Source organism: Micromonospora sp. S4605 (assembly GCF_003176715.1).
GTDB lineage: Bacteria > Actinomycetota > Actinomycetes > Mycobacteriales > Micromonosporaceae > Micromonospora > Micromonospora echinaurantiaca.
On the sequence record NZ_QGSW01000015.1, the window covers coordinates 1 to 11,453 of the forward strand.

Sequence of the window (11,453 nt, forward strand, 5' to 3'; positions counted from 1 at the left end):
GGGCCGAGGAGGCGTACCAGGCGCGGGTCCGGCGGCCCACGCCTGGTACGCCTCCTCGGACTCCCACTTGGTGTAGACGAAGTAGCGGTTCTCCCCGCCGACCGGGCGGAGCAGCTCGAAGCCGAGGAAGCCGGGGGAGTTCTCCACCGCACCGGCCCGGGCGGCGAACCGCTTCTCCAGTTCGGCGCCCGCCCCGGGCGGCACCTCGATCGCGTTGATCTTCACGACTGCCATGCCCTCACCCTAACCAGCGGCCGGATGCGGGCCGGCCCGGTCAGAACGACTCGACCGCCGGCACCAGATCCACGTCGACCACGATCGGGGCGTGGTCGGAGGGGCCCTTGCCCTTGCGCGCCTCCCGGTCCACGTACGCCGAGCGGACCGCCCGGGCGAACGGCGCCGAGGCGTACACCAGGTCGATCCGCATGCCCTTGTTCTGGTGGAACATCCCGGCCCGGTAGTCCCAGTACGTGTAGGGGTGCGGACCCTTCATCGGGGTCGGCACCACGTCGACCAGGCCGAGGTCGCGCAGCGCCGCGAGGGCGGCCCGCTCGGCCGGGGTGACGTGGGTGGAGTGCCGGAACAGCGCCGGGTCCCACACGTCGGCGTCGGTCGGGGCGACGTTGAAGTCGCCGCAGACCGCCACCGGCAGCGGGCCGGTCAGCTCGGTCTCCAGCACGTCCCGCAGCGCGGCGAACCAGGCCAGCTTGTACGCGTAGTGCGGGTCCTCCGGCGACCGACCGTTCGGCACGTACACCGACCAGACCCGCACCCCGTCGCAGGTGGCCGAGATGGCCCGGGCCTCCGGCTCGGGGAACCCGGGCTCGCCGGTGAACCCGACGGTCACGTCGGACAGCCCGACCCGGGACAGGATGGCGACCCCGTTCCACCGGCCGTCGCTGTGGCTGGCCACGGTGTAGCCCAGCTCGCCCACCTCGGCCACCGGGAAGGCGCCGTCCGGGCACTTGGTCTCCTGCAGGCAGACCACGTCCGGCCCGGTGCCGGCCAGCCAGTCCAGCAGCCGGGGCAGGCGGGCCTTCACCGAGTTCACGTTCCAGGTCGCCAGACGCATGGCACCAGCCTGCCGTATCCGCCGCCGCGCCGCCGGGTCAGCCGCCCAGGGTGTCGCGGCGCGGCCGGTCAGCTCGGCGGGTTGTCACCCGGGCGGGTCTGCTCGGCCAGGAAGCGTTCCAGCTCGGCGCCGAGTTCGTCGGCGGTGGGCAGCGGGCCGGTCTCGGCAGCGAGCAGGTTCTTCTCGCCACGGCCGCGGGCGAACGCGTCGTACTGCTCCTCCAGCGCCTGGACCAGCGCGGCGGCGTCCTCGGTCTGGGCGACCTGCCGGTCGATCTCGACCCGGACCACCTCGGCGGACGCGCGCAGCCCGTCGCGCGGCAGCAGCAGCCCGGTGCTGCGGGAGACCGAGGCGAGCAGCACCTCGGCGGCGGCCGGGTACTCGCTCTGCGCCACGTAGTGCGGCACGTGCGCGGCGAAGCCGAGCGCGTCGCGGCCCTGCTCGCCGAGGCGGTACTCCAGCAGGTGGCCGACGCTGCCCGGCACCTGCACCCGCTGCAACCACGGCTCGTAGCCGGCGATCAGGTCGCGCCGGGTGGCGTGCGCGGTCACCCCGGTGGGCCGGGTGTGCGGCACCGCCATCGGGATCGAGTTCAGCCCCACGGTGAGCCGGACGTCCAGCCGGGCGGAGAGCCCGGCGACGGCCGCCACGAACCGCTCCCACTGCAGGTCCGGCTCGGGGCCGGTGAGCAGCAGGAAGGGCGTCTCGTCGTCGTCGTGGAGCAGGTGCAGCTCCAGCTTCGGCGCGTCGTACGACTCCCAGTGGTCCTCGACGAAGGTCATCACCGGCCGGCGGGAGCGGTAGTCGAAGACCTGGTCCACGTCGAACCGGGCGATCGGGCGGGACTCCAGCGAGTTGAGCAGTTGCTCGCGGGCCAACCGGGTGGCGTTGCCGGCGTCGACGAAACCGGTCAGCGCCTGGATCAGGACCGGCTGACCGAGGTCGGGCAGATCGTCGGTGAGTTCGTACAGCTCGTGTGGGTCGAGCACCGGTGCGGACCTCCCTGAAGGCGCGTACGGGTAGCCGCTGCGGGACGGCACCCGGTTCGGGGAACGTACCCGCCATCCTGCTGCATTCCTTCCCGCTTCGGTCGGGCGGCCGGCGGGTAGGTTGGGATGGGTGGGTATCGCCCGATCTCGTCAGGCAGTCGGCCAGTGTTGACTGTTCGGCCGAAACGCCCATCGGCCGTACGGGTGATCTGGTCGATCATGAGGTGGTCCCCGGAGGATCGCGAGGTTTCCGCCTGGAGTCCGGAGGTTGCGGCGATCCGGAGGTCTGCCGGTTCCGCGAGGTCCGTGCCCGGAGGCGCCCGGGTCGCCCCCGCCGTCCGGGCGCGGTCGCCGATACTGTAACGAGGACCACGTGATCACCGTGAGTGATCGGGGTTTCGGCCTGCCTAGCCTCGGCTGATGCGTGACGACCGCACCCTCGACACCCAGACCACCCCCGGTGACCCGACTGACCGTTCGGACGATACCCCTTCGACCGATCGGCGGACAGCCTTCCGTGCCTCCGCCGCGTACGCCCGCAACCTGCTGCACGGGCCGGCCCGGGCCCGGGTGGCGCTCGCCACCGGCGTGCTCTGCTGCCTTGGCCTGGCCGCCGTCGCCCAGACCCAGGGGGAGAGCGCCGACGCGGCGGCCCGGGGCGACGCGCTCACCGCCCGCGCCGAGGCCACCCAGCGCGTCGAGCAGGACCGGCCCAGCCGGGACGCGGACCGGGCGGTCACCTCGGCCACGCCGGCCGCCGACCCGGACACCGACACCCGGCCCACCCGCAAGCCGCGGCCGGTCGACCCGGCCCCGGTCGCCGGGCTCACCGAGGCGCAGATGGAGAACGCCGAGGCCATCGTGCGGACCGGCCGGGAGATGGGTGTGCCGCGCCGCGCGCTGGTGATCGCGGTGGCCACCGCCATGCAGGAGAGCAACCTCTACAACTACGCCAGCGGCGTGCTGCCCGAGTCGCAGAACTACCCGCACCAGGCCATCGGCTGGGACCACGACTCGGTCGGCCTGTTCCAGCAGCGCCCGAGCAGCGGCTGGGGCCCGGTTCGGCGGCTGATGGAGCCGGAGTTCGCCACCCGGCAGTTCCTCTCCGCGCTCGAGCAGGTGCCGGGCTGGCAGCGGATGCGGCTCACCGATGCCGCCCAGGCCGTGCAGATCTCCGCCTACCCGGAGCACTACGCCAAGCACGAGTGGCGGGCCACCAAGGTCGTCGAGGCGATCGTCCCGAACGGGAAGTAGTCTCCTCCCGACCACAGTGGACGGTGGTGGATCCGGCGTTCCGGGGTTCGCACCTTGTCGGTCCGGGGTACACATGAGTGAGGCACCACCGACAGGAGGACGTCATGGCTCTGATGCAACGGATCAGCGCGTTCCTGCGCTCGCCGAAGGGGCAGCAACTGGTCGACCGGGGCCGCCGGGAACTGGCCAAGCCGGCCACCCAGCAGAAGCTGCGGGGTCTCGCGGCCAAGTTGCAGAAGCGCCGCTGACCCCGCCGTCTCCGCCCGTACCGACCCCTCGCAGGAGATGACGTGACCGATTCCGCGCCCGCCGACGGCCAGCCCGTCACCCCGCCCGCGGCGGTGCCCGCGACACCACCGGACGCCCCGGAGGGGCCGCCGGCCAAGCTCTGGGACCGGATGCGGGAGGACCCGCAGTACGCCCCGGAGCATCTCGCCCTGGAGGCCGTCCGCCGGCTCGGTCCCGAGGCGGCGCAGTGGGCCGCCCGGGTCCGGTACGAGCAGCCCGGAGCGCCCGCCGAGGCGCTGGCCGACCAGGCGGTCCGCCGGTTCGTCAACCGGGCCCGGCTCTCCGGCGCGGTGAGCGGGGCGGCCGGCCTGCCCGGCGCGGTGATCGACGTCGGGGTGCTGGCCTGGACCCAGGCCCGGATGGTGCTGCACATCGCCGCCGCCTACGGGGTCGACCCGGTGCACCCCGACCGGGCCACCGACCTGCTCGTCCTACAGCGGGTGCACAAGGTCGCCGAGAGCGCCCGGCTGGCCCTGGGCGTGGCCGCCGGCCGCGAGCGGGCCGGCGCCCTCTTCGGCTCCGGCGGGCAGCAGGCGCTCGGCAAGGTGATGCTGCGGCTCGGCGTGCGGCTGGCCCAGATGGCCGGGGTACGCGCGGCGAAGCGGGTCTTCGCCAAGGTGGTGCCCGGCGCGGCGATCATCCTCGGCACCTGGGCCAACTCGTCGGCCACCAAGGATCTCGCCGAGCGGTCCCGAGCCCTGTACCGCCAGCACGGCACCGGCGTACCGGAGCCCCGCCGGCCCTGACCCGCCCCGCCCGGCGACGCCGGCCACGGCATCACGGGCCGCCGATGAGCGCGTTGCCTGCGGCGGCCCGACCGGGTGGGTGCGGCGGTGCCCGTCGCGGTGGTCAGTCGGTGCCGCCCCAGGCGCGCCAGCTGACCTCGGCGAGTCGGCCCTGCCCGGCCGCGTTCGGGTGGAACCAGTCCAGCGGGTTGACCAGGTCCAGGCCGAAGCGCACCCGGTGCACCGCGCCGCCGTCGTAGCGGCAGCGCGACCCGTACGCCCGGCAGGCGGCGGCGAGTTGGCCGTTGTAGGCGACGATCCGCTCCCGGACGGCGGCCCGCCGGGCCCGGTCGGCCGGGGCCTGCGAGGTGGGGGCGGCCAGCAGCGCCGGGCAGACTCCCCGGCTCCAGGCCCGCACCGCCCGCGCGTCGGTGTGCCCGACCTGCCAGAGCCGGTACAGGTCGGGAATGCTCACCACCAGCACCCGGGCCTTCGGTCGGCCGGTGCGCAGCGCCCGCAGCCCCCGGTCGACCTGCGCCCGGAACTCGGCCACCGGGGTCATCGCCTCGACCCCGCCCCGGCAGACGTCGTTCGCCCCGATCAGCACGGTGAACCGGTCCGGCCGGTTGCGTACCGCCGCCTCGGCCTGGCCGGCCAGTGCCGCCGCGCGGGCTCCCGGCCGGGCGTGGTTGAAGGCCCGGCCCCGAACAGCCGGGTCGCGGTCGAGCAGCCGCCGGTAGTGGCTGCGCACCCGCAGCCCGTCCCCGGTCGACCAGGAGTTGCGCTCGCACGAGGTGAGCACCAGGCAGGACCCGAAGCCGGTGCTGAGCGAGTCGCCGAGCGCGGCGATCCCGCCGGCCCCCGGCGGGGCTCCGGTCGGCCCGGGCTCGGCCCGACCGCCCTCGCAGGCGAGCGCGACCAGTGCCAGCAGACAGGCGACGGCGGTGACCCAGCGTCGAGGCATGGCTTCCCCAGTCCGGCAGCGGAGAGCGACAGCCCGGTAACTCTATGCGCCCGCCGTCGGGGCTCGGTCGGCTCGTGTCGGCTATGCGGCACACCGCTGCCGCACCCGAGCCGTACGTGGTAGAGGTCAGCGGCGGCTGCGCCAGGGCATCGGCTGGCCGTGCAGCCACCAGTGCAGCGCTCGGGTGATCCGGGGCAGCACCAGGTAGGTCATCAACGGGGTCAGGCAGAGCGTCGTCAGCAGCACCCGCGCGGCCACCGGCACGTCGGCGATCAGCCGGCCGGTGAGCAGCGTGGCGGCGAGGCTGAGCGGGAAGAACGCCAGCCAGATGGTCACCGCCTGCTTCCAGCGTGGCGGCGACTGCGGCCCGGACGCCTCGACGGCGGCCGCCAGTTGCTCGACGCTACGCTCCCGTGGCGGGTCGAACCAGCCCTCGATGCCGGTGCGCCGCTCGGCCCGGGTGTGCTCGACGATGCCCTGCGCCGAGGTCAGCCACCAGCGTCGCTGCGGGGACTCCTCCCACCGGCGCAGCGTCTCGGCGTCGGCGAAGCGGTACAGCATGTGCCACTCCGGGGACCCGGGCGCGGTCTGCACCCAACCGGCGCCGAGGAAACCCGGGAACACCTCGGCCAACGCGGTGCCGGCCCGCATCCACGCCACCATCTCGCTGCTGCGGGCGGGGTCGACGCGCCGGGTCATGGCGACCGTCACCGGCGCCGCGTGGGTCGTGGTCATGCCCCCATCCTCCCCGGCCCGGCCGGAGCCGCTCGGTCGCGGCGCACCGCTGTAACGCACCCCACCGGCCCCGCACGTCGACCGACGGCCGGCGCCGCCCTGGTTACCCGCTCCGGCGGCCGGAACACCGCACGGTCCGGTCCGTCGACACCACCGGGACGGCCGGAACGCCGGTTAGCCGCGACGCTGCGGGGGTAGGTCGAGGAAATGACGAGAGCGCAGCCCCGACGCGCCCGCGGCACGGTCGGCCACGCCTACAGCGCGTTGAACCTCCGGCTCGTGCTCGCCGGCTTCGGCCTGCTGACCATGGCCGTCTTCGCCGTGCTGGCGTTCCGGGCCGACCTGGTCTGGCTGGGTGTCCTCTGCGTGCTCTTCGCGGTGGTCGCCGTCGTCGACCTGGTCGTCATCCAGCGTCGCCGCGCCGCTCGCCGCCGGGAGGAGCCGGGCGTGCGGCACTCACTCTTCGAGTGACAGGAGTACGAGATGCCCATCGCCACCACCAACCCGGCCACCGGACAGGTGCTCAAGACGTACGACGCGATGCCGGCCGAGGAGATCGACGCCGCCATCGAGCGGGCCGACCTGGCCTACCGGCAACTGCGCGGCACCACGGTCGAGCAGCGGGGCCGGTGGCTGACCGCGGCGGCCGACCTGCTGGAGGCCGACCGCGACGCCACCGCCCGGCTGATGACCACCGAGATGGGCAAGACGTACGCGGCGGCGAAGGCCGAGGTGACCAAGTGCGCCACCGCCTGCCGGTTCTACGCCGCCAACGCGGCCGCCTTCCTCGCTGACGAGCCGGCCGACGCGCCGGCGGTCAAGGCCACCCGGGCGTTCGTCCGCTACCAGCCGATCGGGCCGGTACTGGCGGTGATGCCGTGGAACTTCCCGCTCTGGCAGGTGCTGCGGTTCGCCGCCCCGGCGCTGATGGCCGGCAACACCGGCCTGCTCAAGCACGCCTCGAACGTGCCGCAGACCGCGCTGCTGCTGGAGGACCTGTTCCGCCGCGCCGGCTTCCCCGAGGGCGCGTTCACCACCCTGCTGGTCGGCTCGGACGCCGTCGACCGGATCCTCAGCGACCCCCGGGTCCGGGCCGCGACACTCACCGGCAGCGAACGCGCCGGCCGATCCATCGCCCAGATCGCCGGCCGGGAACTGAAGAAGACCGTGCTGGAACTCGGCGGCAGCGACCCCTTCGTGGTGATGCCCTCGGCCGACCTGGACCGGGCCGCCGAGGTGGCCACCACCGCCCGCTGCCAGAACAACGGGCAGTCCTGCATCGCCGCGAAACGCTTCATCGTGCACACCGACGTCTTCGACGCGTTCGCCGAGCGGTTCGCCGCGAACATGTCCGCGCTGCGGGTCGGTGACCCGATGGACGACGCCACCGACGTCGGGCCGCTGGCCAGCGAGGGCGGCCGGGACGAGATCCACGCCCAGGTACGCGACGCCGTCGACCGGGGCGCGACCGTGCTCTGCGGCGGCGAGCCACCGGCCGGCCCGGGCTGGTACTACCCGCCGACCGTGGTGACCGACCTGACCCCGCAGATGCGGATGTGGGGCGAGGAGGTGTTCGGGCCGGTCGCCGGCCTCTACCGGGTGTCCTCCTACGACGAGGCGATCGAGGTGGCCAACGGGACCAACTTCGGGCTCGGCTCGAACGCCTGGACCCGGGACCCGGACGAGCAGGAGCGGTTCGCCACCGACCTGGACGCCGGCAACGTCTTCGTCAACGGGATGACCACCTCCTTCCCGGAGTTGCCCTTCGGCGGGGTGAGGAACTCCGGCTACGGCCGGGAACTGTCCGCGCTGGGGATGCGCGAGTTCTGCAACACCAAGACGGTGTGGGTGGGCGAGGGAGCGGCCTCGGCTGGCGCCGGGGCGCACGCCGAGTAGGGCGAGGGGAGTTCGCCACGCCGGGTGGGGCGACCGGTTCGCCAGGCCGAACAGGGCGAGCGGGGAGCGCGGCGTAACCGGACGCCGTCGTGGGTACGGAACGACCGCATGACGGTGTTCGGCTTCCATGCGTCCCACGAGCAGCTTCATCCCCGCGCCCTGCTGGACGCGGTGATCCACGCGGAGCGGGTCGGCTTCGACGCCGGCATGTGCTCGGACCACTTCTCGCCGTGGAGCGCCCGGCAGGGCCAGTCCGGCTTCGCGTGGTCCTGGCTCGGCTCGGCGCTGCAGGCCACCACCCTGCCGTTCGGCGTGGTGAACGCGCCCGGCCAGCGGTACCACCCGGCGATCATCGCCCAGGCGATCGGCACCCTGGCCGCCATGTACCCGGGCCGGTTCTGGGCCGCACTGGGCACCGGCGAGGCGAGCAACGAGCACATCACCGGCGACGGCTGGCCGCGCAAGGACGTCCGCAACGCGCGGCTGCGCGAGTGCGTCGAGGTGATCCGGGCGCTGCTGGCCGGCGAGGAGGTCAGCCACGACGGCCTGGTCCGGGTGGACCGGGCGCGGCTGTGGACCCGGCCCGAGCAGCCGCCGGCGCTGATCGGCGCGGCGGTCAGCGTGGCCACCGCCCGCTGGTGCGCCGAGTGGGCGGACGGGCTGATCACCGTCAACGCCCCGCTGCCGCACCTGCGGCAGATGGTCGACGCCTACCGGGACGCCGGCGGCCGCGGCCCGCTGCACCTGCAGGTGCACGTGAGCTGGGCCCCGGAGCAGGCCGAGGCCGAGCGGATCGCGTACGACCAGTGGCGCAGCAACGTCTTCCCCCCGCCGGTCTGCTGGGACCTGGAGACCGCCGAGCACTTCGACGCGGTCTCCGCGGATGTGCCGATGGCGACGGTCGAGCGGGTGGTCAACGTCTCCGCCGACCTGGGCCGGCACGTCGGCTGGCTGGAGGAGTACCTGGCCCTCGGCTTCGACCAGATCGCCCTGCACCACGTCGGGCAGGAGCAGTGGGCCTTCCTCGACGCGTTCGGCGCCGAGGTGCTGCCGAAGTTGCGCGCCCGATGATCGTCCACCGGGGTGGGGCCGCCTAGGCTCGTACTTCATGGAACCACTGTTCGAGGTCGTCGTCTTCCTCGCGATCGCGACGCTCGGCGCGGCGCTGGCCCGCAAGCTGGGCCTGCTCGCGCCGATCGTGCTGGTGGTGGTCGGCCTCGCGCTCTCCTACGTGCCCGGTCTGCCGCACGTGCGGCTGGACCCGGAACTGGTGCTGGTCGGCATCCTGCCGCCGCTGCTCTACGTCGCGGCCCTGGAGACCTCGGTGCCGGCCTTCCGGCTCGCCCTGCGGCCGATCCTGCTGCTCGCCGTCGGACTGGTGATCTTCACGGCGTTCGCGGTCGGCCTCGTCGTGCACCTGCTGGTGCCGGCCGCGCCGTTCGCCGTCTGCCTGGCCCTGGGTGCGGTGATCGCCCCACCGGACGCGGTCGCCGCGACCGCGGTGGCCCGCCGGATCGGCCTGCCCCGCCGGGTGGTGACCATCCTCGAGGGGGAGAGCCTGCTCAACGACGCCACCGCGCTGGTGTTGCTGCGGGTGGCCTCGCTGGCCGCCGTCGGGTCGGCGGTCGGGGTGGGCGAGGTGGGGCTGGAGGTGCTCCGGTCCGCAGGCGGTGGGGTGCTGGTCGGCGCGCTCGGCGCGCTGGTCTTCGGCTTCCTGCACAAGCGGATCAGCGACCCGCTGCTGGACAACGCGCTGTCGCTGATCATCCCGTTCGCGGTGGTCTTCGCCGCCGAGGCGATCCACGCCTCCGGGGTGATGGCGGTGGTGGTGACCGGGCTGGCGCTCGGCCACCAACTGCCGCGGCTGCTGTCGGCGGCGTCCCGGCTCCAGCTCGGCGCGGTCTGGCGGCTGGTCCGGTTCCTGCTGGAGGGGGTGGTCTTCCTGCTGGTCGGGCTGCAACTGCCGGAGGTGCTGCGCGACCTGGACGAGCCGGTCGGCTCACTGGTCGTGATCACCGTGGCGGTGCTGGCCACCGCCTTCCTGGCCCGGTTCGCCTGGCTCTTCCCGGCCACCTACCTGACCCGGCTGGTGCCCCGGGTACGGCAGCGCGGCGCGGCGAAGGAGGTGCGCTACCCGCTCGTGATCGGCTGGGCCGGGATGCGCGGCGTGGTCACCCTGGCCGGAGCGCTCGCCCTGCCGCTGACCGTGGCCGACGACCAGCCCTACCCGCGGGCGCTGTTCATCTGGCTGGCGTTCGCGGTGATCGTGGCGACCCTGGTCGGCCAGGGCGCCACCCTGCCGGCGGTGGCCCGCCGGCTGAAGCTGCCGCCGGACGACCCGGTGCAGGACGCGCTCTCCGCCGCCGGGGCGCAGCAGCAGGCCAGCCGGGCCGCCCGGGAACGACTCGACGCGCTCGCCGACACGGCGCCCGCCCCGGTGGTGGAGCGGCTGCGCCGGCTGCTCGACGAGCGCACCAACATGGCCTGGGAGCAGTTGGGCGGTGCCGCGCGGGAGACGCCGTCGCAGGCGTACGGTCGGCTGCGGCAGGAGATGATCGACGCCGAGCGGGAGGTGTTCCGGACCGCCCGGGACGCCGGCCGGATCCCCGAGGAGGTGCTGGTGCGGGCCTATCGAGACCTGGACCTGGAGGAGTCGTTGCTGCGCCGGGAGGTCGACTGATGAGCTGCGTGCACCTGACCGAGGCGGGCACCGCCGACCCGTCCACCACCGAGGTGTGCCCCGACTGCGTGGCCATCGGCAACGAGGACTGGGTGCACCTGCGCGCCTGCCTGACCTGCGGGCACGTCGGCTGCTGCGACTCCTCGCCGTACCAGCACGCGACGAAGCACTTCGAGCAGAGCGGGCATCCGGTGATGCGCTCGGTCCAGCCCGGGGAGTCCTGGCGCTGGTGCTTCGTGGACGAGGAGATCGGCTGAGCGGCGCCGCCGGTTGTTCCAGCCGGCGGTCAGTCCAGCCGGCGGGTGAGGACCTGCCCGGGCCACGGCGGACGCCCCGGGCGTTCGACGGTGAACGGGTCGGTGGGGGTGAAGCCCTGCCGGGTGTACCAGCCGACCAGCGTGCGGTCGTCACCCGCGTAGCAGTCCACCCGGAGCAGGCCCACGCCGCGTTCCCGGGCCAGGTCGGCGGCGTGCGCCAGCAGCCGGCCACCGATGCCCAGCCCGGCGTGCGCCCGGTCGGTCACCAGCAGGTTGACGTACAGCTCGGGCTCGGTGGCCGGCGGCACGTACTCGGTGGCCGCGCCCACCACCAGCGCGCCGACCGGCCGCTCGTCGAGGGTGGCCAGCCACAGCCCGCCACCGCCGGCCCAGGCGTCCGCCTGCGCGATGCGCCGGGGATCGGTCGAGGCCGGCTCGGTGCCCCACTGGCCGGTACGACCCCGGGCCACCAGCCACGCGGTCGCGTCGTCGAGCAGCCGCAGCACCGCCCCCGCGTCCGCCGGCCCACCCCGCCGCACCGTCAGACCCTGCCCGTCGATCATGCCCGCCATGCTCCTACACCCCATCCCCGT

General features: G+C 74.1%; 14 protein-coding genes. 8 read left to right on the top strand and 6 right to left on the bottom strand.

All coding sequences use genetic code 11. From position 1 onward, the window contains the following. From DLJ47_RS00075 to DLJ47_RS00085, 3 genes are all read right to left on the bottom strand, one after another. The coding region (locus DLJ47_RS00075) for an antibiotic biosynthesis monooxygenase family protein (protein WP_109898070.1) at nt 1–234 on the bottom strand (234 nt) is incomplete at its 3' end. Nucleotides 235–274: 40 nt separating this feature from the next. Then, entirely contained in the window at nt 275–1,072 is a 798-nt protein-coding gene (locus DLJ47_RS00080; protein WP_109898071.1) for an exodeoxyribonuclease III, read from the bottom strand. A gap of 68 nt (nt 1,073–1,140) precedes the next feature. Further along, nucleotides 1,141–2,061: a proteasome assembly chaperone family protein gene (locus DLJ47_RS00085; RefSeq protein ID WP_088994977.1), complete on the bottom strand. Its 921-nt coding sequence runs from the start codon at nt 2,059–2,061 to the stop codon at nt 1,141–1,143. 420 nt (nt 2,062–2,481) lie between these two features. Between DLJ47_RS00085 and DLJ47_RS00090 the strand changes: the two genes are divergently transcribed. The 3 genes from DLJ47_RS00090 to DLJ47_RS00095 all read left to right on the top strand — a co-directional run bounded on the left by DLJ47_RS00090 (nt 2,482) and on the right by DLJ47_RS00095 (nt 4,349). After that, complete coding sequence (locus DLJ47_RS00090; protein ID WP_109898072.1) at nt 2,482–3,315, top strand: peptidase M23; 834 nt, start codon at nt 2,482–2,484, stop codon at nt 3,313–3,315. 104 nt (nt 3,316–3,419) lie between these two features. Then, on the top strand, nt 3,420–3,563 hold the full coding sequence (locus DLJ47_RS36085) for a hypothetical protein (protein ID WP_172899365.1): 144 nt from the start codon (nt 3,420–3,422) through the stop codon (nt 3,561–3,563). A 42-nt stretch (nt 3,564–3,605) separates the two neighbouring features. Beyond that, complete coding sequence (locus tag DLJ47_RS00095) at nt 3,606–4,349, top strand: EcsC family protein (RefSeq protein ID WP_109898073.1); 744 nt, start codon at nt 3,606–3,608, stop codon at nt 4,347–4,349. A gap of 103 nt (nt 4,350–4,452) precedes the next feature. On the opposite strand, the gene DLJ47_RS00100 is transcribed toward DLJ47_RS00095, so the two are convergent. Both DLJ47_RS00100 and DLJ47_RS00105 read right to left on the bottom strand, forming a co-directional pair. Then, on the bottom strand, nt 4,453–5,292 hold the full coding sequence (locus DLJ47_RS00100; protein WP_109898074.1) for a GDSL-type esterase/lipase family protein: 840 nt from the start codon (nt 5,290–5,292) through the stop codon (nt 4,453–4,455). Between the two features lie 126 nt (nt 5,293–5,418). Beyond that, nucleotides 5,419–6,027 (bottom strand): antibiotic biosynthesis monooxygenase, encoded by a 609-nt coding sequence (locus DLJ47_RS00105; RefSeq protein WP_109898075.1) that lies wholly within the window; start codon nt 6,025–6,027, stop codon nt 5,419–5,421. Nucleotides 6,028–6,234: 207 nt separating this feature from the next. Here DLJ47_RS00105 and DLJ47_RS00110 point away from each other — a divergent pair, with 207 nt between their 5' ends. The 5 genes from DLJ47_RS00110 (at nt 6,235) to DLJ47_RS00130 (ending at nt 10,860) form a co-directional block, all read left to right on the top strand. Next, nucleotides 6,235–6,498: a DUF6343 family protein gene (locus DLJ47_RS00110; RefSeq protein WP_109898076.1), complete on the top strand. Its 264-nt coding sequence runs from the start codon at nt 6,235–6,237 to the stop codon at nt 6,496–6,498. A gap of 12 nt (nt 6,499–6,510) precedes the next feature. Next, nucleotides 6,511–7,923, top strand: coding sequence for an NADP-dependent succinic semialdehyde dehydrogenase (locus tag DLJ47_RS00115; RefSeq protein WP_109898077.1), 1,413 nt, complete (start codon nt 6,511–6,513; stop codon nt 7,921–7,923). A 108-nt stretch (nt 7,924–8,031) separates the two neighbouring features. Beyond that, a complete protein-coding gene (locus tag DLJ47_RS00120; protein ID WP_109898078.1) occupies nt 8,032–8,994 on the top strand; it encodes a TIGR03885 family FMN-dependent LLM class oxidoreductase in 963 nt (320 codons plus the stop codon). 37 nt (nt 8,995–9,031) lie between these two features. Further along, the gene (locus tag DLJ47_RS00125) at nt 9,032–10,603 is read left to right on the top strand and encodes a Na+/H+ antiporter (RefSeq protein ID WP_109898079.1); all 1,572 of its coding nucleotides are present in this window, start codon (nt 9,032–9,034) and stop codon (nt 10,601–10,603) included. Beyond that, nucleotides 10,603–10,860 carry a UBP-type zinc finger domain-containing protein gene (locus DLJ47_RS00130; RefSeq protein ID WP_109898080.1) on the top strand — a complete coding sequence of 86 codons (258 nt, stop codon included), beginning with the start codon at nt 10,603–10,605 and terminating at the stop codon, nt 10,858–10,860. The genes DLJ47_RS00125 and DLJ47_RS00130 overlap by 1 nt, the downstream gene beginning before the upstream one ends. A 29-nt stretch (nt 10,861–10,889) precedes the next feature. Here the strand turns inward: DLJ47_RS00130 and DLJ47_RS00135 are convergent. Then, on the bottom strand, nt 10,890–11,453 hold a 564-nt coding region (locus DLJ47_RS00135), incomplete at its 5' end, for a GNAT family N-acetyltransferase (protein ID WP_342447620.1).

What these genes read in the sequence shown, in the direction of transcription:
- DLJ47_RS00080 (WP_109898071.1), bottom strand. Translation starts at nt 1,072, where the DNA reads ATGCGTCTGGCGACCTGGAACGTGAACTCGGTGAAGGCCCGCCTGCCC.
- DLJ47_RS00090 (WP_109898072.1), top strand. Translation starts at nt 2,482, where the DNA reads ATGCGTGACGACCGCACCCTCGACACCCAGACCACCCCCGGTGACCCG.
- DLJ47_RS36085 (WP_172899365.1), top strand. Translation starts at nt 3,420, where the DNA reads ATGGCTCTGATGCAACGGATCAGCGCGTTCCTGCGCTCGCCGAAGGGG.
- DLJ47_RS00100 (WP_109898074.1), bottom strand. Translation starts at nt 5,292, where the DNA reads ATGCCTCGACGCTGGGTCACCGCCGTCGCCTGTCTGCTGGCACTGGTC.
- DLJ47_RS00105 (WP_109898075.1), bottom strand. Translation starts at nt 6,027, where the DNA reads ATGACCACGACCCACGCGGCGCCGGTGACGGTCGCCATGACCCGGCGC.
- DLJ47_RS00110 (WP_109898076.1), top strand. Translation starts at nt 6,235, where the DNA reads ATGACGAGAGCGCAGCCCCGACGCGCCCGCGGCACGGTCGGCCACGCC.
- DLJ47_RS00115 (WP_109898077.1), top strand. Translation starts at nt 6,511, where the DNA reads ATGCCCATCGCCACCACCAACCCGGCCACCGGACAGGTGCTCAAGACG.
- DLJ47_RS00120 (WP_109898078.1), top strand. Translation starts at nt 8,032, where the DNA reads ATGACGGTGTTCGGCTTCCATGCGTCCCACGAGCAGCTTCATCCCCGC.
- DLJ47_RS00125 (WP_109898079.1), top strand. Translation starts at nt 9,032, where the DNA reads ATGGAACCACTGTTCGAGGTCGTCGTCTTCCTCGCGATCGCGACGCTC.
- DLJ47_RS00130 (WP_109898080.1), top strand. Translation starts at nt 10,603, where the DNA reads ATGAGCTGCGTGCACCTGACCGAGGCGGGCACCGCCGACCCGTCCACC.